This window comes from Mesorhizobium sp. AR07, from assembly GCF_024746815.1.
Lineage (GTDB): Bacteria > Pseudomonadota > Alphaproteobacteria > Rhizobiales > Rhizobiaceae > Mesorhizobium.
Map to the genome: position 1 here is coordinate 6,071,701 of NZ_CP080525.1, position 19,009 is coordinate 6,090,709.

The following is a 19,009-nucleotide window of genomic DNA, read 5'->3' on the forward strand; positions in this document are numbered from 1 at the left end:
GGCAGATTGCAGGAGCACGTTCGATGGAACAGCGCCGGTCGTCGCAGAGCTTCAAGCGCAAGGAACTGGTCGGTAAGCTCAACCCTGTCGGTGTCCGTGCCTTCAAGGCCGCGGCCGACACCGCCAAACTGCGCGGCAATCCTTACGTCGAACTCGTCCACTTCATCGAGCAACTGGTGCTTTCCGATCGCTCGGATGTGCAAATGATAATCGCCGATGCGGGAGTGGAGGCGAGCCGGCTCACGGGCGATATGACCCGCGCCGTCGACAAGCTGCCTTATGGCGCAACGTCGATCGAGGAATTTTCCGACCATATCTTCCATGCCATCCAGGAAGCCTGGAACCTGGCAGCGCTCGAGTTCGGCGTCGAGGAAGTCCGCAGCGCACATATTCTTCTCGCCTGCCTGAGGACGCCGGTGCTGGAAGGCCTGCTGTCGAAGATCAGCGGCGAGTTTGACAAGATCGACGCCGCCGCGGTCATCGCGCGGTTCGCCGATGTCATGGAAGGTTCGCTCGAAGCCGGCGCAGCCATCGCGGTTCCGGCAGCCGAAACGCCGAAGCGGGGTCCGGGCGGGGATTCGGCGCTGGCGAAATACGCCACCGACCTGACCCAGCGCGCCCGCGACGGCAAGATCGATCCGGTCGTCGGCCGTGATCCGGAAATCAGGCAGATCGTCGATATCCTGATGCGCCGCCGGCAAAACAACCCGATCCTGACCGGTGAGGCCGGGGTCGGCAAGACAGCGGTCGTCGAGGGCTTTGCCTTGCGTATCGCCCAGGACGATGTGCCGCCCACCTTGCAAGGCGTGAGCGTGCGCATGCTCGATGTCGGATTGATGCAGGCGGGTGCAAGCGTCAAGGGCGAATTCGAAAAACGGCTGAAGGCCGTCATCGACGAGGTTCAATCGTCCGAAACGCCGGTCATCCTGTTCATTGACGAAGCCCACACCTTGATCGGCGCTGGCGGCGCGGCGGGAACCGGCGATGCCGCCAACCTCCTGAAACCGGCACTGGCGCGCGGCGAACTCCGCACCATCGCGGCAACGACCTGGGCCGAATACAAGCAGCACATCGAGAAAGACCCCGCGCTGACCCGCCGATTCCAGGTGGTAAAGATCGACGAGCCGTCGGAGGCGGTGGCCGTTCTCATGTTGCGCGGCGTGGCCGGCGTCCTGGAGCAGCACCACAAGGTGCAGATACTGGATGAGGCGATCGAGGCCGCGGTCGGCCTGTCGCATCGCTACATCCCGGCCCGCCAACTGCCCGACAAGGCGGTAAGCCTTCTCGACACCGCGTGCGCCCGCGTCGCCATATCGCAGTACGCCACGCCGGCCGAGGTCGAAGACATCATGCGTCGCCGCCAGGCGCTGGAGGTCGAGCACGGCATCATCGGTCGCGAGGCGGCAATCGGCATCGAGGTCACCGAGCGCCAGGCACGGGTCGACAGCGGACTTGCCGAAACCGAGGTTACGCTGGCCGCGGCGCAACAACGTTGGGATCGGGAAAAAGCCCTGGTTGCCGAGATACTCGAATTGCGTGCCCGGCTGCGCGGCGAAGGCGTGCCGCTCGATGCGGTGGAGACGCCGGAGACCAGCACCGAGACGGCAGGCGCGGACGCAGTAGAGACTGAGCTGCCCAAGACCGAAACGCCCAAAACCAAAACCGCCAAGACCAAAGCAGCCAAGACCAACGTGGGGACACCGGCGGCTGCCAATGCTCCTCCACCCGATCCGGCCGCCGATCTCGCCCGGCTGCGCGAGCTGATGGCAGAACTGGCCGAGGCGCAAGGCGAAACGCCGCTGATCCTGCCGTCGGTCGACCGCAACGCCGTCGCGGCGGTCGTTCAGGACTGGACGGGAATCCCGACGGGGCGGATGCTGTCGAGCCAGACTGAAAAGGCGCTGCGGCTTGCCGCGACCCTGTCCGAACGCGTGGTCGGCCAGGATCACGCCATGGAGATGATCGCCAAGCGTGTGCAGACCAGCCGCGCCGGGCTCGGTGCGCCGGAAAAGCCGGTGGGCGTGTTCCTGCTTTGCGGCCCCTCTGGTGTGGGCAAGACCGAAACCGCATTGGCGCTGGCAGAGACGCTCTACGGTGGCGAGCAGAACCTGATCTCGATCAACATGTCCGAGTTCCAAGAGGCCCATACCGTCTCGACCTTGAAGGGCGCTCCGCCCGGATATGTCGGCTACGGCAAGGGCGGCATCCTGACCGAGGCGGTCCGCCGCAAACCCTATTCGGTGATCCTGCTCGACGAGGTCGAGAAGGCGCATCCGGACGTGCACGAAATCTTTTTCCAGGTTTTCGACAAGGGCATGATGGACGACAGTGAGGGCCGGCGCATCGATTTCAAGAACACGCTGATCCTGCTCACCTCGAATGTCGGCTCGGAGGTGATCATGGAGCGGACCAGGAACGGCACGCTGCGGGCAGGGCTCGACGATCTGGACACCGCCTTGCGCAGCCCGTTGCTGAAGGTCTTCCCCGCGGCCTTTCTCGGCCGTGTGGTGACCATTCCTTACTATCCGCTTTCGGATTCGATGATCGAAGCGATCACCCGTCACCAGTTCGCCAAGATCGCTCGCCGGCTGCGTGCAACCAACGACGCGGAATTGGTGATCGGCGACGGTGTCATGGATCTGGTCAAGGCCCGCTGCACCGAAATCGAATCCGGCGGGCGGATGATCGATGCCATCCTGACCAACACGCTGCTGCCGGAATTGAGTCGCGGCGTGCTGAACCGGTCGCTCGGGGGCGAAAAGATGACCAAGGTGACCGTCGGCGCCTCCAAGGACGGCTTCACCTATTCTTTCGAGTAGCGTCAGGCGAATTGAAATCGGCAATTGCCGTCATCCGAGCTTCGGCGTCATCCATCTCGAAACATCTCCATCGCGAAATCTCGCGTTTTGTGGATGGCACGATGGATAAGCCGGACACCACGGTTCCATCAATGCAAGCCGAATTCGCGCAGCAGCTCCTCGCGGTAGCGCACGAAGTAGGTTTCGCTGCGGTCGCGGGGGCGGGCCAGGTCGACGTCGATCAGCCGCGCCGCGCTGCCTTTCTCCTTGGGCAGGATCATTGCAAGCATCTGGTGGCAACGGCACTGGCTGCAAATGCGGCAGGCGGCGATGGCGACGCGCAAGGCGCCGATGCTTTCACGCGTATTCGCAAACATCTGGAGGGGAAGGACAAGGCAGCGCTCGTCGACATGATCATGAACAGTGCCGAACGCGACCCGATCTTGTTGCGCAAGCTGGAAATGGCGTCGCTGTCCACGCAGAACGGCGATGAGGCGGCCCTTGAGGCGCGCCTCGGCAAGATGATCGATGGTGCAACCGCCACGAATGGCTTCGTGGATTATCGCGAGGCGCCCGACTGGGCGCAAGGCGTGGAGGAGGCGCTCGATGTGATCGCCTCTGTTTCAGACAAGCATGCCGGCATCATTGTGCGACTCGCCATGCGGGCTATCGATCGGATTGAGGTCGCCATCGACGAACTGGACGATTCCGACGGCCACTCAAGCGTGCTTCTCGACCGGGCATGCGAAATCCACCTGCAGGCTGCCAAGGTGGCACCTTGCAAACCCGTGTCCCTGGCGCGTGACCTTTTCGAACGCGAGATCAATGGTGACTACGACACCTTCGGTGGCGCGGCCGCGCGCTATAGCGATGTGCTCGGCAAAGATGGATTGGCCGAATACCGTCGCCTCGCCACGGAGGCCTGGGGTGAGTTGCCTGCAACCGCTGGCAAGAGCCGGACCGGTCACATACTGAACGGGGATCATTACAGGCTGCGGGAAATCCTCGACTTCTTCGCCGAACGAGACGGCGACGTCGAGGCGCGCATCGCGCTTCGCGCCAAGCATCTGTCGTCACAGGAAGCCTATCTGCAAATCGCCAAACTCTGCTCCTCGCACGGTCGCGCAGATGAAGCCTTGCGCTGGGTGGAGGACGGTCTGTGGCTATTCGAAGACGACCGGCCCGAAGAGCGGCTCGTTTTCTTTGCCGTCGAACTGCTGACCACAGCCGGTCGCGATGCGGATGCCGAAGCACATCTGTGGCGCGCCTTCGAGAAAGCGCCGAGCCTGGAACTGTATCGGCGGCTGTGCAAGACGGATGGCACGGCAGCGCGCGATCGGGCAGTCTCGCGTCTCCAGTCCAGACTGGCGGGTGAGAAGCCATCCAAGTGGCATTATCCGGCCGAGCTGCTCATCAGCATCCTGATCGAGGAGAAGCGGTTTGACCTGGCCTGGGCGAACACGCGCGAACATGGTGCTTCCGATGGGCTTAAGGAAAGGCTCGCGCGGGCCAGCGAAGCCACGCATCCGCGCGAAGCACTGACGATTTACGCCGAACGCGTCAACCGGTTGGCCGAGTTTGGCGGCAATGACGCCTATGCGGAAGCGGCGGTCTTGATCGGCCATATGGCCGGCCTGCGGACCGCGTCCGAACATGCCGCTTACCTGGCGGATGTGAAGGCCCGCTTCGGCCGCAGGCGCAATTTCATGAAACTGTTGACCTGACATGCGTCGCGCGGCGATCGACGAGCAAAACCGCTATATGCTGGAACGCCAGCGGCAATTCCGCGCGGCGGCGGATGTCGTCACCGATGCCTGGGTGCGCTTTCAAGAGGTGGCGGCGGTGGCTGTTATCGGCTCCGTCGCGAAGCCGCTTTGGAAAGAGGTGCCGCGCTTCAGCGACTTCCGGCGCGCAGGGATCGAGGTCTGGCATGAATGCAGCGATCTCGATCTGGCGCTGTGGCTCGACTCGCAGCAACGACTTGGCGAGCTGCGCCGCGCCGCCACTCTTGCCCTGCGCGACGCGTTCGAGAGGGGAACAGGGATCAGCGTTGCCAATCACCAACTGGATGTTTTTCTGATCGAATCCGGTAGCGACAACTATCTGGGTCGGCTCTGCGACTTCAATCGATGTCCGAAGGGAAAACACGACTGCCTGGTTCCCGGCTGTGGCGAGATCGCCTTCAACAAACGCGTCGAGGGTTTCACGCCGCATGCCGATCTGCTCGCCCCGGCCCAAAGCGCGACGCTCTACAAGCGTGGCGTCGGCCGGATACGCTCCGCGCTTGACCTGCCGCAGATCGGCTGAAGGCCAGCAACCCTGGTTAATCGCGCCCCACGGCACTTAGACGGTCATTTTCGTATCGGGCGCAGCAAGGTGAAGCGCACGGCGAAGGAAGTTACCTTCCCGCCTCGAAACAGTGCGTATACGAGCATACTTATATCCATACACGGTGTCTTCAGCTAGGCTGAGCGATGCGTGGAGGGAGAGCATCGGTTGCGAGGATTTGCGGAAAGCGTGATGCAGGGGCCGCGGACAGTGGCGGAGCAGGTCGCCAATGTGTTGCGCGAGGCCATAGCCAGCGGAACCTTGAAAGCAGGCACTCCACTGCGTCAGGATGAGCTGGCGGAGCAGTTTGGCTTCAGCCGGATGCCCATTCGCGATGCCCTTCGTCAACTGGAAGCCGAGGGCATTGTCACGATCCACCCGACAAAGGGCGCGCATGTCGCTGGGATGGACAGCGGCGAGATCAGCGAAATCTACGCCCTGCGCGAGTTGCTCGAAAGCGAGGCGCTCCGGCTCTCCGTGCCCAGCCTCGCCGGCGCGAAGCTCGATGAGGCGGAACAAGTGCTCGACCAGATCGACGCGGAGCGCGATGTCGGCCGATGGGGCGCGCTGAACCGGGCCTTTCATCTGGCTCTCTACGATGCCTGTGGCAACCATCGATTGCTGGCCTTGATCGAGGCGCATCACAATGCGGCCGATCGCTACGTCCGCATCCTCTTGTCGAATCTGGACTACCGCAACCGCTCGCAGAGCGAGCACCGCGACCTGCTGGCCGCCTGCCGTCGGCGCAACAGTGACAAGGCCGTAAGCGTTCTGAAGCAGCATCTTCGCGAAGGAAGCGAGACGCTTGTCAACGCGATAGAGGGAGATGGTCTGTCGCGAAAATCCTAGACCGAGTTGAAAGCGTGGCGGGGATTCCAATGGCGGTTGCCTCTGCGCGCGTTCACTGCCACATATTGCAACATCAACGTTCGACACGAGGATCGCCATGTCCCCCGACAGCCGCCTGGCGGCGCGTGCCCTTGCCCCGCGTCGCCACGACGAGATCCTGCGGCGCGTGGGCGCTCAGGGTTCCGTCAGCATTGCCGAACTGGCCGGGTTCTTCGATGTCTCGCGCGAAACCATCCGCCGTGACCTGAAGCTGCTCTCGGACCGCGGTCAACTCGACATCGTGCATGGCGGCGCCGCTCGTTTCGAACCGAGTGAACCGGCGATGAGCCTGCGCAGCCAGGAAAATGCCGTGGGCAAGGCGGTGATCGGCAGGGTGGCCGCTGGTCTCGTAAAGGACGGAATGGTGGTTTTCCTCGATTCCGGCACCACCACGCTGGCTGTCGCGCAAGCCATGACCGAACTGCGCAATCTCACGATCTGTACGGCGAGCCTGAAGATCGCGCTTCTCCTGTGCCACATGCCCGACATGCGCGTGCATATGCTGGGCGGCGAAATCGACCCTGGCGAGGAAGCGGCTTCGGGCATCGACATGCTTGAGGCAATGTCGCGCTTTCGCGTCGACATCGCCTTCCTTGGCGGCGGCGCGCTCTCACCCGACGGCGAGGTGACGGATTTCACGCGCGCCGGCGCCGAACAGCGCGGACGGATGATTGCGCTCGCCGGCAGGGCCTATTTCGTGCTCGACAGCAGCAAATTCGGCAAGCTGACGCCACTCAGGATTCCGAATTTCCAGCGCGCCGCCGGTGTGATTGTCGATGCGAAGCCCGAACCCGGCATTTCTGAAGCGCTAGCGCGCAAAGGGCCGAGCCTGATTCATCTCTGATGTGATATTTTGTGGCATTTTGTGTTGATATCTGTTTGGCAGAGAGTATGGTTGCGCCCTCTCACCAGACGGGCGGTCCCTCATGGCAAGCAAATTTCCAACCCACGCGCGCATCATCATTGTCGGCGGCGGCGCCATCGGCACGAGCATCGCCTACCACCTCGCCAAGGTGGGCGAGAAGGATGTGCTGCTGCTTGAGAAGAACGTGCTTACGGCCGGATCCACCTGGCATGCCGCCGGGCTGATGGGCCAGTTGCGCAGCAAGGTGAACCTCACCCGCCTGATGCAGTACAGTGCCGACCTGTGCGCCAGGATCGGCGCCGAGACAGGACAGGATGTCGGCTGGAAGAATGTCGGCAGCCTGCGGCTCGCCGCTTCCGATGCGCGCTGGGAGGAATTGAAGCGCGCCCACACGGCCGCCAAGAGCTATGGCTTCGATATGGAGCTGGTCGGTCCGGACGAGGTCACGCGGTTGTTCCCGCTGGTCGACACCAAGGACTTGCGCGGGGCCACATGGATCGCCTCGGACGGCCATGTCGACCCGCATTCGCTGACACACGCCTACGCCAAAGGGGCGCGTGCCGGCGGCGTGCGTATCATCGAGGGCGTCACGGTCACCGGCTTCACCATCAAGGATCGCCGCATCACGGCGGTGAAGACGGCCGAGGGCGACATCGACTGCGAGATCGTGGTCAACGCCGCCGGTCTGTGGGCGCGGCAACTCGGCGAATTGGCCGGCATCGACTTGCCGATCACCGTGGTCGAGCACGAATATTTCGTCACCGAAAAGTCGCCGCTTGTTCCCGACGACCTGCCGACACTGCGTGACCCCGACGCCAATTTCTACGTCAAGCCGGAGCCTGGTGCGATGGCGATTGGTGGTTGGGAAAAGCAGACACGCGCCGCCTATGGCCTTGGCAAGTTGCCCATGAGTTTCGGCCAGGAGCTGTTTGCCGACGATCTCGATCGCATTTCCGAAGTCATTGAAGGCGCATCGAACCGCATCCCGCTGCTTGGCGAGCTTGGCGTCCGCTCGGTGGTCAATGGCCCCATCCCGATCTCTGCCGACGGCGAGCCGGTGATGGGCCTTGCCGGCGACTATGAGAACTTTTTCGTTGCCTGCGGCTTTACGTCCGGCATCGCTGCCTCCGGCGGCGCCGGGCGTGCCTTGGCCAACTGGATACTGGAGGGCGATCCCGGCATGGATCTCTGGGCCTTCGACCTGCGCCGCTTCGGCCAGCCGCATGGCGGCCTCGCCTATCTGCGCGACAGCGCCATCGAGGCCTATTCGAAATACTATGCCATTGCCTGGCCGGAGGAGGAGCGTTCGGCCTGCCGGCCGCTGCGCCGCTCACCGCTCTACCAGGCGCTTACCGCCCAGGGCGCCGTCAACGGCGTGAAATTCGGCTGGGAGCGGCCGAACTACTTCCTCAGTCCAGGCGAAGCAAAGCCACCGCTCGAAACCTTCGAGCGTGCGCCCTACGCCGAGATCATCGGCCGCGAGCATCGTATCGTGCGTGAGGGCGTGGCGCTGATCGACCAGTCGTCGTTCTCGAAATTCGAGGTCTCCGGTCCAGGCGCGCTTGCCTATCTGCAGTGGCTGGCTGCAGCCAATGTCGACCGCGGCGAGGGCGCGGTGATCTACACCCAGTTGCTCAACAAACGCGGTGGCATCGAGGCCGACCTGACCATCATGCGACCGCGCGAGGAGATCTTTCATGTCGTCACCGGTTCGGCCTTTGGCACCCGCGACGGCGGCTGGATTCGCCACCACATGCCCCGCGATGGCTCAGTCACAGTGAAGGATGTGACGGGCGCCTTTGGCGTCAGTGCGGTCCACTTGCGCGCGCGGTGCTTGCCAAGGTCAGCGAGGACGATGTGGGCAACGTCGCCTTCCCCTATATGAGCTGTCGCAACATCCGCGTCGGCTGGGCGCCCGTCATGGCCGCGCGGGTCACCTATGTCGGCGAACTCGGCTGGGAACTGCACGTGCCCACCGAATACATGGCCTATGTGTACGAAGTGCTGAAGGGCGCCGGCGCGGCGTCCGGGATCGCCGATGTCGGCTACAAGGCGATCTCCAGCTTGCGCATGGAAAAGCGCTACCTGTATTGGGGCGCGGACATCACGCCCGACGACACGCCGCTGGAAGCTGGGCTCGGTTTTGCCGTGTCGATGAAGAAGGGCGATTTCTAGGGTAGGGAGGCGCTCGAAGCGCAAAAGCAGCGCGGCATCACGCGCAAGCTCGCCTGTTTCCGGCTCGACGATCCGCTGCCGGTCTACGGTGGCGAGGCGATGTCGGCGAACGGCCGCGTCGTCGGCATGACGACGTCTGGTGATTTTGGCCATACGACCGGTGCGCCCCTGGTGTTCGGCTACCTTGCAGGGAACGACATGGATTTGAGGGAGATCGAGGTCGAGGCTTTCGGACGCCGCAGCCGTGCCACGATTGTCGAACGCTGCGCCTATGATCCGGCCGGCGAGCGCGTCCGGATATGATGGTCGTGAGAAGCTCGGTATTGGCTTGAGGCGAGACACTTGAGGAGCTCGCCTACTCTAGGATGTGATATTTTGTGGCATTTTGTGTTGATATTTGGAATGCGCCTGTTATGATCCAGCACATGGCAAAACGGCAGGATTTTCCATGGCACATGAATTCCCCACGCAAGCGCGCGTCGTCATCGTCGGCGGCGGCATCATCGGCTGCTCGGTGGCCTATCACCTGACGAAACTCGGCTGGACCGATGTGGTCCTGCTCGAGCAGGGGCAGCTCAGCGGCGGCACCACCTGGCATGCCGCCGGCCTTGTCGGGCAGTTGCGCAGCCACGCCAACATGACCGGCCTGATCAAATATTCCACGCAGCTCTATGGCGAGCTCGAGGCCGAGACGGGGCTGGCCACCGGCTGGAAGAATTGCGGCTCGCTGTCGGTGGCGCGTACGGCAGACCGCATGACGGTGCTGAAACGCACGGCCGCGTCGGCGCGCGCTCAAGGGGTCGACATCGACGTCATCTCGCCCAAGGAAGCAGCCGAGCTGTGGCCGGTGATGGCGACGGACGACCTGGTCGGCGCCGTCTGGCTGCCCGGCGACGGCAAGGCCAACCCGACCGACCTGACGCAATCGCTGGCCAAGGGCGCGCGCAATCGCGGCGCAAAAATTTTCGAGCGGGTCAAGGTCACGGGCATCACGGCGAAGAACGGCGTCGCCTGTGGCGTCGAGACGGACCAGGGCGCCATCGCCGCCGAGATCGTCGTCAACTGCGCCGGCCAATGGGCGCGCAAGGTTGGGCTGATGTGCGGCGTCTCGGTGCCGCTGCACTCGGCTGAGCACATGTATATCGTCACCGGCAGGATCGAGGGCGTGCATCCTGGCCTGCCTGTCATGCGCGACCCCGACGGCTTCATCTATTTCAAGGAAGAGGTCGGTGGCCTGGTCATGGGCGGCTTCGAGCCGCATGCCAAGCCGTGGGGCATGAATGGCATTCCGGAGAATTTCGAGTTCGCGCTGTTGCCGGACGATTGGGATCAGTTCGAGATCCTGATGGAGAACGCGTTGGTCCGCGTGCCGCAATTGGCCGAGGCCGAGGTGAAGAAATTCTACAACGGTCCCGAGAGCTTCACGCCCGACAACAACTTCATCCTCGGCGAGGCGCCCGAATTGAAGAACTTCTATGTCGGCGCCGGCTTCAATTCGATGGGCATCGCCAGCGCCGGTGGCGCGGGCAGGGCGCTGGCCGAATGGATCGTCAACAGCGCGCCGACCATGGATCTGTGGCCAGTCGATATCAGGCGCTTCGCCTCGTTCAACAACAATCCGCGCTGGCTGCACGACCGGATCAAGGAGACGCTCGGCCTGCACTACGCGATGCCCTGGCCGAACCGCGAATTGGACACCGCACGGCCCTTCCGTCGCTCGCCGCTCTATGACCGGCTCGCCGCCAAGGGTGCCTGCTTCGGCTCCAAGATGGGTTGGGAGCGCGCCAACTGGGTTTGCGGCACCGGGAGAGAAGGCCGAGAACGACTATGCTTTCGGCCGCCAGAACTGGCACGAGGCGGTCCGCCGCGAGATGAAGGCGACGCGTGAAGCGGTCGCCATCTTCGACCAGACCTCCTTCGCCAAGCTTCTCGTCCAGGGCCGCGACTCCTGCGCGGTGCTCAACCGGATCTGCGCCGGCAATGTCGATACGCCGATAGGTACGTCGGTCTACACAGGCGTGCTCAACGCGCGCGGCGGCTACGAAAGCGATCTCACCGTGATGCGGCTCGACGCCGAGAAATTCCTCATCGTCACCGGTTCCGCGCAAGCGGTTCACGATGCCGACTGGATCGTCAAGAACATTCCGTCCGATGCCCACGCAATCCTGACCGATGTCACCTCCTCCTACGCGGTACTGGCACTGATGGGCCCGCGATCGCGCGATCTCCTCAGCAAATTGTCCCCGGCGGATCTTTCCAACGCCGGCTTCCCCTTCGCCGCCATCCGCGAGATCGATATCGGCTACGCCACCGCCTATGCCAACCGCATGACCTATGTCGGCGAGTTGGGTTGGGAATTGATCGTGCCGACCGAATTCGCCGTCGGCGTCTATGAGGCGCTGCATGAGGCAGGCCGCGCGTTTGGCCTGACCGACGCCGGCTACTATGCGCTCGATGCCTTGCGCATCGAAAAGGGTTTTCGTGCCTGGGGCCGCGAGCTGACGCCTGACATCAACCCCTGGCAGGCCGGACTTGGCTTTGCCGTCACCATCGACAAGCCGGGCGGCTTCATCGGACGTGACGCGCTCGTCGAGGCAAGGCCATCGGCGGCACCGGCCAGGCGCATCGTGCTGTTCACACTCGATGATGCCGAGCCTATGCTGTGGGGCGGCGAACTGATCCTGCGCGATGGCCAGCCGGTCGGCGAGGTCCGCTCCGCTGCCTACGGTCACACGCTTGGCCGCTCGGTGGCACTCGGCCTGATCGAGAACGAGGCCGGCGTCGATGCCCAGTTCCTGAGCGGCGGCCGGTTCGAGATCGATCTTGCCGGCGTTCGCCATGCCGCCACGGCGCATTTGCGCAGTCCTTACGATCCGAAGTCGGAGCGGGTGAAGGCGGACTTGGTCGAGGTGAGGGTTGCGGCTTAATCCGCCGACATCGAGCGTGCCATGTCGAGAAAGGCGCGCACGAGTTTGCCGCCGCTGCGTTCGCGCAGGCAGATCAACGCTTCATCCATCAAGGTTTCGGGAGCGTCGATGGTGATCGCGACCAACCGCGAATCCTGACCGAATTCGGCCGCCGAGACGAAGCCGATGCCGGCGCCCGAGGCGACGATCTCGCGGACGGCTTCGCGTCCCTCGGCCTCGATCGAAGGCCTCAGTTCGATCTTCGAAGTCGCGGCGAGGTCTTCGAGCTTCTGACGCGTCTTCGAGCCGCGTTCGCGCATGACAAGCGATTCCTGCGCGAGTTGCTTCAGGGTCAGCGATTTCTTGCCCGCCAGCGGATGATCGACGGACGCAAACGCGATGATCGGCGTCGAGTTGAGTTTCAGCACCTCGAAATCGCGCCCCGTCGGCACCTCGCCCAAGACACCGATGTCGGCATCGTAGCTGTAGAGGCTGCTGATCACCGTCTCGGTGTTGCCGGCGCGCACCGAGACCTGGACGCCGGGATAGCGAGCCCGGAAACTGCCGAGGATGTGCAGCAGATGATGCGCGGCATCGGCGACGATGCGCAGCGTGCCCGAACGCAAGGCGCGCGACTCCGTCAGAAGTTCGAGCGCCTGCTGTTCCGTGTCGAACATGCGGTGGGTTATCTCGAGCAGCTTCTGGCCCGAATGGGTCAGGGTGACCTGCTTCTTGTTGCGATTGAACAGCAGCACATCATACTCTTCCTCGAGCTTGCGCACCTGGTCCGATATGGCCGGCTGGGTCAGGAACAGCGCTTCGGCCGCCCGCGAAAAACCGCCGGAGATCGCCACCTGGTGAAAGGCCCGCAACTGAACGTAGCGCATCTTCTGTGCCTTCGAGATCCCCGAAATTTCCGGCAGCTTATCATAAGGTGCACTAACTAAAAGATAGAAATGAACGATTTGACTTATGTTTAGCCGACCATCAGCCTGACTGAGGGTCGACGTCTTTGCCGGCCGCGGGCACCGGAGGCGTAGCCATGCAATTTTCGATCATCCTGCTGCATCTGGCGGGCGCCGTCATGCTGCTGCTGTGGGCCGTGCGCATGGTGCGCACGGGTGTGGAGCGGGCCTGCGGCCCGACATTGCGCGATGCCCTGAGACAAGCCCGCGGTGCGCGGGTCAGGTCGGCGGGCGTAGGCACCGTGCTTGCCGTGCTGCTGCAGAGCTCCACCGCCGTCGCCATGCTGGCGGCCGGGTTTGCCGCCAGCGGCATGGTTTCGGTATCGTCCGGGCTGGCGATCCTGCTCGGCGCCGATCTCGGTTCAGCCCTGGTCGTCCAGGTGTCGTCGTTCGACCTCAGCTGGCTGGTGCCGGCGCTGATCCTGTTCGGCGGCGCGATGTTCCTGAAATTCGAAGCGCGCGGCATCAAGCAAAGCGGGCGCATCCTGATGGGTGTCGCGTTCGTTCTGTTGTCGCTGCACATGATCGGCGAGGCGACCGCGCCGATGCGGCAGAGCACGTTGCTGCCATTGGTGATCTCCTACCTCCGCGCGGATTACTTCACCGCCTTTGCCGCGGCTGCCCTGTTCACATGGCTGATCCACTCCAGCGTGGCGGCGATCCTGCTGTTTGTCACGCTTGCCGCCCAGGGCGTCTTGCCGGTCGAGGTCGGTCTGTTCTTCATTCTCGGCGCCAATTGCGGCGGCGCGCTGATCGCCGTGTGGCTGACGCGCGGCGAGGCTGTCGAGGCGCGTCGTGTCCCGCTTGGCAATCTGATCTTCCGTGGCACGGCTGCACTCGCCGCCTTGTTTGCACTTCAGGCCGTGGTGTTTCCGGCCCATCTGTTCGGCGCAAGCGAAGGCCGGCAATTGGTCAATCTGCATCTCGCCTTCAATCTGGCGCTGGTCGTCTGTTGCCTGCCGTTCACCGGCATGATGGAAAAGCTCGTCACCTTGCTGATCGCCGACAGGCCGGCGGCGAAGGCAGGCGAGGGTACGGACCTCATGTCGCGCCGCACCAGCGCGCTTGACCGCACCGTCATGCGGACACCCGGTCTTGCACTGGCAAGTGCTACCCGCGAATTGCTGCGCATGGGCGAAGTCGTCGAGGTGATGTTGCGTCCGGTGATGGATTTCTTCGACGCCGGCACCCCCGAGCAGGTCCGTCAGGCGCAGAAGCTCGATGACGAGGTCAACCGCGCCCATACCGAGATCAAGCTCTACCTTGCCGAGGTCAATCGCGGCAGCATGACTACCGTCGAGGCTCAGCGCGGCATCGAACTCACCGACTTCGCCATCAACCTCGAACGCGCCGGCGATATCGTCGCCAAGAACCTGCTCGTGCTCACGCAGGAGCTGCGCGAGAAGGATCTGCGTTTTTCACGCGACGGCTGGACCGAACTGGCTGGGCTTCACAACCGTGTCATGGCCAACATGCAGCTTGCGCTCAACGTGCTGGTTTCGAGCGATCTCGATTCGGCGCGGCAACTCGTCGTCGAGAAGGAGCGGATGCGCAAGCTGGAACGCATGAGCCATGACCGTCATCTCAAGCGCCTGCAATCGGGATTGTCGCAGAGCATCGATACCAGCGACATCCATCTGGAGGCGGTCCGGGCACTGAAGGAAATCAACTCGCTGATGGCGTCGGTCGCCTACCCCTTGCTGACACAGAGCGGCGATCTGCTTGAGAGCCGGCTGGCCAGGGGCGGCGGGGCAGCGGACGTGATGATTTCGGCGCAGGCGTGACGGGATTGCCGGCGGGCGAAGGCAAGATCTCTGTCATCGGATAAATCGATACTTCGATACAAAATAACGATTTTACAAATATGTCATTCAGGCCAAGAATAGAGCCACATCGAAGAAGCGACCTGTCGGAGGACAACATGCTCGCCGAAACCAAATTTGCCGCGGAACCGCTGGCCAGACCGGCGCTGGGCGAGCCCTATCTGCTGACCCCGGGACCGCTCACCACCGCCCATTCGGTCAAGCAGGCGATGCTGCGCGACTGGGGATCGTGGGATGGCGACTTCCGCGCCATGACCGCCGATATGCGCCGCCGCCTGCTGGCGCTGGCCGGTGACGCGAACGGCGAGTTCGATTGCGTGCCGATGCAAGGCAGCGGGTCCTTCTGCGTCGAGGCGATGCTGGGTTCGTTCGTGCCGAAGGACGGCAAGGTTCTCGTCCTGGCCAACGGCGCCTACGGCCTGCGCGCCGCACAGACCATGCAGTATCTCGGTCGTGCCTATACGCTGATCGACAAGGGCGACTATCTGCCGCCGCGCGGCGACGAGGTGGCGGCCGCGCTCGAAGCCGACCGTGCCATCACTCATGTGATCGCCATCCATTGCGAGACCAGTTCGGGCATCCTCAACCCGATCGCCGAGATTGCCGAAGCCGTCCAAGCCAAGGGCCGCAAGCTGCTGGTCGATTCCATGAGCGCCTTCGGCGCCGTCCCGCTCGATGTCAACGAGATCCGCTACGAGGCGATGGTCTCGTCGGCCAACAAGTGCATCGAGGGTGTGCCGGGCTTCGGCTTCATCATCGCCCGCAAGAGCGAACTGGAAGCCGCCAAGGGCCGCAGCCACTCGCTGTCGCTCGACGTTCATGCGCAATGGGCGCACATGAACAAGACCGGCCAATGGCGCTACACACCGCCGACGCACGTCGTTGCCGCCTTCCTCGAAGCGCTGCGCCAGCATGAGGCCGAAGGCGGCGTCGCCGGCCGTGGCGCCCGCTATACTGCAAACCGCGACGTGATGGTGGCGGGCATGCGCGAGCTCGGCTTCGAGACGTTGCTGAAAGACCGTTGGCTGTCGCCGATCATCGTCACCTTCTTCAACCCGGCCCATGCCAACTTCGCCTTCGACCGCTTCTACGATCTGATGAAGGACAAGGGCTTCATCATCTATCCGGGCAAGCTGACCGCCGTCGACAGCTTCCGCGTCGGCTGCATCGGCCAGATGGACGAACATGTCATGCGCCGCGTCGTCGAGGCGGCGGCGCAATCGCTAAAGGAAATGGGCGTCGACACCGCCGCGCCACCGCCGCGGCGATCGCCGAGCGCGCCAAACTCGCCGCCTGAAGCGGCAGATTTCGAGGATTTTCGATGAACCAGATGTCTCCCATCAACGTCGCGGTCAACGGCCGCACCTACGCCTGGCCGCGTGTCCCGGCCATCGCCATCTGCCTCGACGGCTGCGAGCCGGCCTATCTCGACGAGGCGATCAAAGCCGGGCTGATGCCGGCCCTGGTGAGGATCAAGCAGAAGGGCACGGTGCGCTTTGCGCACTCGGTCATTCCGAGCTTCACCAACCCCAACAATCTGTCGATCGCCACCGGCCGCCCGCCGTCGGTGCATGGCATTTGCGGCAACTATCTCTATGAGCGCGAGACCGGCAAGGAAGTGATGATGAACGACCCGCGCTTCCTGCGCGCGCCGACCATCTTCCAGGCTTTCTACGATGCCGGCGCCAAGGTGGCCGTGGTGACCGCCAAGGACAAATTGCGCGCCTTGCTCGGCAAGGGTCTCGCTTTCGCCGACGGCCGCGCGCTGTGCTTCTCGGCGGAAAAGTCGGACACCACGACATTAGCCGAGCACGGCATCGACAATGCATCGAAACATTTCGGGCTGCCGGTGCCGGAAGTCTACTCGGCCGAGCTGTCCGAATTCGTCTTCGCCGCCGGCGTCCAGCTGCTGAAGGAATTCCGCCCCGACATCATGTACCTGACGACGACGGATTATGTGCAGCACAAATATGCGCCCGGCGTGCCGCAGGCCACCGCCTTCTACGAAATGTTCGACAAGTACCTGACCGAGCTTGATGCGCTGGGCGCCGCGATCGTCGTCACCGCCGACCATGGCATGAAGCCCAAGCACAAGGCGGACGGCTCGCCTGACGTCGTCTATGTCCAGGATCTTCTGGACGAATGGCTTGGCAAGGACGCCGCCCGCATCATCCTGCCGATCACCGACCCCTATGTCGTGCATCATGGGGCGCTCGGCTCCTTCGCCACCGCCTATCTGCCGGCAGGTGCCGATCAGACCAACATCATGGCGCGGCTGGCCGAGATCGATGGCATCATGCTGGTTGTCGACAGCCCGACCGCCTGCGAGCGCTTCGAACTGCCGGCCGACCGCATCGGCGACATCGTGCTGATTTCGACCGAGAACAAGACGATCGGCACCAGTGAACACCGCCATGATCTGGCAGCACTCAACGAACCGCTGCGCTCGCATGGCGGACTGACCGAGCAGACGGTGCCGTTCATCGTCAATCGCGTGCTGCCGGAGCTGCCGAACGAGCCGACTCTGCGCAATTTCGATGCCTTCTACTACGCCACGCTTGCCGCGGCGCTGGCGGGCTGAGCCCTATGTCGACCCCCACTCCGTCGAGTTTCGCTCGACACCTCTCCCCGAGGAAGGGCGCTGAGCCGATTGCGCCGCGTTTGGAAACAATGGGGCGCTGACCTTGCCGAACTTCCTCTCCCCCGTCGATCGGGGGAGAGGTGGCCCGAAGGGCCGGAGTGGGGGTCGATCCTCCGCCGCAACACCCCCCAGGAATCTGCTGGAGCAGAGCACATGACCAAGCTTGACCCTGCCATCAAAGTTCGCCACGAGCCGATGCGCATTGCCGGCAAGAAAGTCGATGCCGATGGTGTCGTCGAGGTGCGCTACCCCTGGAACGACACCGTCATTGGCACCGTCCCTGCCGGCCGGGCCGAGCATGCCCGCCAGGCGTTCGAGATCGCCGCCGGCTACAAGTCGAAGCTGACGCGCTACGAGCGCCAACAGATCCTGTTCCGCACAGCCGAAGCGCTGGCCTCGCGCCGGGAAGAAATCTCCGATCTCATCACGCTCGAGCTCGGCATCTCCAAGACGGACTCGCTCTATGAAGTCGGCCGCGCCTATGACGTGTTCACGCTGTCGGCGCAGATGTGCATCCAGGATGACGGCCAGATATTCTCCTGCGATCTCACCCCGCACGGCAAGGCGCGCAAGATCTTCACCACCCGCGAGCCGTTGAAGGCGATCTCAGCGATCACCCCGTTCAACCATCCGCTTAACATGGTCTCGCACAAGGTGGCGCCGGCGATCGCCACCAACAATTGCGTGGTGGTCAAGCCGACGGAGCTGACGCCGATGACGGCGCTGCTGCTGGCCGACATTCTCTACGAAGCCGGCCTGCCGCCGGAAATGCTGTCGGTGGTGACCGGCTGGCCGGCCGATATCGGCAACGAGATGATCACCAACGAGAACATCGACCTGATCACATTCACCGGCGGCGTGCCGGTCGGCAAGATGATCGCCCGCACCGCCGGCTACAAGCGTCAGGTGCTGGAACTCGGCGGCAATGATCCGCTGATCATCCTCAATGATCTGTCCGACGAGGATCTGGCCAAGGCCGCCGATCTCGCCGTCGCCGGTGCCACAAAAAATTCCGGCCAGCGCTGCACCGCGGTCAAGCGCATCCTCGTCCAGGAAAGCGTCGCCGACCGCTTCGTGCCGCTGGTGCTGGAGCGGGCGAAGAAGATCCGCTTCGGTGACCCGATGGACCGCTCGACCGACCTTGGCACCGTCGTGCACGAGAAGGCAGCGACCCTTTTCGAAGCCCGAGTGCATAGGGCCGCCGAGCAGGGCGCGGACATACTTTACAATCCAGGCCGGCAAGGTGCGCTGCTGCCGCCGATCGTCGTCGATCGCGTGCCGCACACATCCGAACTGGTGATGGAAGAGACGTTCGGGCCGATCATCCCGATCGTGCGTGCCCCGGACGATGACGAGGCGCTGATCAAGCTGTCCAACTCGACAGCCTTTGGCCTGTCGTCGGGTGTCTGCACCAATGATTTCCGTCGCATGCAGAAATACATCGCCGGCCTTGAGGTCGGCACGGTCAACATCTGGGAAGTGCCGGGTTACCGCATCGAGATGTCACCCTTCGGCGGCATCAAGGATTCGGGCAATGGCTACAAGGAAGGCGTCATCGAGGCGATGAAGAGCTACACCAATGTGAAGACATTTTCGCTGCCCTGGCCCTGACCGGGCAGC

General features: G+C 63.4%; 10 protein-coding genes and 4 pseudogenes. 12 read left to right on the forward strand and 2 right to left on the reverse strand.

The window, feature by feature from the left end:
• Positions 1-23: 23 nt before the first annotated feature.
• A complete protein-coding gene (gene tssH, locus BPNPMPFG_RS29965) occupies positions 24-2,819 on the forward strand; it encodes a type VI secretion system ATPase TssH (protein WP_258592169.1) in 2,796 nt (931 codons plus the stop codon).
• Positions 2,820-2,947: 128 nt separating this feature from the next.
• On the opposite strand, the pseudogene BPNPMPFG_RS29970 reads toward tssH, so the two are convergent.
• Positions 2,948-3,079: pseudogene (locus BPNPMPFG_RS29970) on the reverse strand (ABC transporter ATP-binding protein); the annotation flags it as partial.
• Positions 3,080-3,091: 12 nt separating this feature from the next.
• On the opposite strand from BPNPMPFG_RS29970, the gene BPNPMPFG_RS29975 reads away from it, so the two are divergent.
• The 7 genes and pseudogenes from BPNPMPFG_RS29975 to BPNPMPFG_RS30005 all read left to right on the forward strand — a co-directional run bounded on the left by BPNPMPFG_RS29975 (position 3,092) and on the right by BPNPMPFG_RS30005 (position 11,981).
• Positions 3,092-4,522 carry a DUF6880 family protein gene (locus BPNPMPFG_RS29975; RefSeq protein WP_258592170.1) on the forward strand — a complete coding sequence of 477 codons (1,431 nt, stop codon included), beginning with the start codon at positions 3,092-3,094 and terminating at the stop codon, positions 4,520-4,522.
• 1 nt (position 4,523) lies between these two features.
• The gene (locus BPNPMPFG_RS29980) at positions 4,524-5,105 is read left to right on the forward strand and encodes a hypothetical protein (RefSeq protein WP_258592171.1); all 582 of its coding nucleotides are present in this window, start codon (positions 4,524-4,526) and stop codon (positions 5,103-5,105) included.
• 231 nt (positions 5,106-5,336) lie between these two features.
• Positions 5,337-5,975, forward strand: coding sequence for a GntR family transcriptional regulator (locus tag BPNPMPFG_RS29985; RefSeq protein WP_413776816.1), 639 nt, complete (start codon positions 5,337-5,339; stop codon positions 5,973-5,975).
• A 97-nt stretch (positions 5,976-6,072) separates the two neighbouring features.
• Positions 6,073-6,858 (forward strand): DeoR/GlpR family DNA-binding transcription regulator, encoded by a 786-nt coding sequence (locus BPNPMPFG_RS29990; protein ID WP_258592173.1) that lies wholly within the window; start codon positions 6,073-6,075, stop codon positions 6,856-6,858.
• Between the two features lie 82 nt (positions 6,859-6,940).
• Positions 6,941-9,054 (forward strand): annotated as a pseudogene (locus tag BPNPMPFG_RS29995) (GcvT family protein).
• A 99-nt stretch (positions 9,055-9,153) separates the two neighbouring features.
• The gene (locus tag BPNPMPFG_RS30000) at positions 9,154-9,357 is read left to right on the forward strand and encodes a glycine cleavage T C-terminal barrel domain-containing protein (RefSeq protein WP_258592174.1); all 204 of its coding nucleotides are present in this window, start codon (positions 9,154-9,156) and stop codon (positions 9,355-9,357) included.
• A 145-nt stretch (positions 9,358-9,502) separates the two neighbouring features.
• Positions 9,503-11,981 (forward strand): annotated as a pseudogene (locus BPNPMPFG_RS30005) (GcvT family protein).
• Here the strand turns inward: BPNPMPFG_RS30005 and BPNPMPFG_RS30010 are convergent.
• Positions 11,978-12,847, reverse strand: coding sequence for a LysR substrate-binding domain-containing protein (locus BPNPMPFG_RS30010; protein WP_258592175.1), 870 nt, complete (start codon positions 12,845-12,847; stop codon positions 11,978-11,980). The pseudogene BPNPMPFG_RS30005 and the gene BPNPMPFG_RS30010 overlap by 4 nt on opposite strands.
• A 155-nt stretch (positions 12,848-13,002) precedes the next feature.
• Here BPNPMPFG_RS30010 and BPNPMPFG_RS30015 point away from each other — a divergent pair, with 155 nt between their 5' ends.
• The 4 genes and pseudogenes from BPNPMPFG_RS30015 to phnY all read left to right on the forward strand — a co-directional run bounded on the left by BPNPMPFG_RS30015 (position 13,003) and on the right by phnY (position 19,000).
• A complete protein-coding gene (locus BPNPMPFG_RS30015; RefSeq protein WP_258592176.1) occupies positions 13,003-14,709 on the forward strand; it encodes a Na/Pi cotransporter family protein in 1,707 nt (568 codons plus the stop codon).
• Positions 14,710-14,846: 137 nt separating this feature from the next.
• Positions 14,847-16,045 (forward strand): annotated as a pseudogene (locus BPNPMPFG_RS30020) (2-aminoethylphosphonate--pyruvate transaminase).
• A 24-nt stretch (positions 16,046-16,069) separates the two neighbouring features.
• A complete protein-coding gene (gene phnA, locus BPNPMPFG_RS30025) occupies positions 16,070-17,329 on the forward strand; it encodes a phosphonoacetate hydrolase (RefSeq protein WP_258592177.1) in 1,260 nt (419 codons plus the stop codon).
• Between the two features lie 213 nt (positions 17,330-17,542).
• Positions 17,543-19,000 carry a phosphonoacetaldehyde dehydrogenase gene (gene phnY, locus BPNPMPFG_RS30030; protein ID WP_258592178.1) on the forward strand — a complete coding sequence of 486 codons (1,458 nt, stop codon included), beginning with the start codon at positions 17,543-17,545 and terminating at the stop codon, positions 18,998-19,000.
• The last annotated feature ends 9 nt before the right edge of the window (positions 19,001-19,009 follow it).

What these genes read in the sequence shown, in the direction of transcription:
- tssH (WP_258592169.1), top strand. Translation starts at nt 24, where the DNA reads ATGGAACAGCGCCGGTCGTCGCAGAGCTTCAAGCGCAAGGAACTGGTC.
- BPNPMPFG_RS29980 (WP_258592171.1), top strand. Translation starts at nt 4,524, where the DNA reads ATGCGTCGCGCGGCGATCGACGAGCAAAACCGCTATATGCTGGAACGC.
- BPNPMPFG_RS29990 (WP_258592173.1), top strand. Translation starts at nt 6,073, where the DNA reads ATGTCCCCCGACAGCCGCCTGGCGGCGCGTGCCCTTGCCCCGCGTCGC.
- BPNPMPFG_RS30000 (WP_258592174.1), top strand. Translation starts at nt 9,154, where the DNA reads ATGTCGGCGAACGGCCGCGTCGTCGGCATGACGACGTCTGGTGATTTT.
- BPNPMPFG_RS30010 (WP_258592175.1), bottom strand. Translation starts at nt 12,847, where the DNA reads ATGCGCTACGTTCAGTTGCGGGCCTTTCACCAGGTGGCGATCTCCGGC.
- BPNPMPFG_RS30015 (WP_258592176.1), top strand. Translation starts at nt 13,003, where the DNA reads ATGCAATTTTCGATCATCCTGCTGCATCTGGCGGGCGCCGTCATGCTG.
- phnA (WP_258592177.1), top strand. Translation starts at nt 16,070, where the DNA reads ATGAACCAGATGTCTCCCATCAACGTCGCGGTCAACGGCCGCACCTAC.
- phnY (WP_258592178.1), top strand. Translation starts at nt 17,543, where the DNA reads ATGACCAAGCTTGACCCTGCCATCAAAGTTCGCCACGAGCCGATGCGC.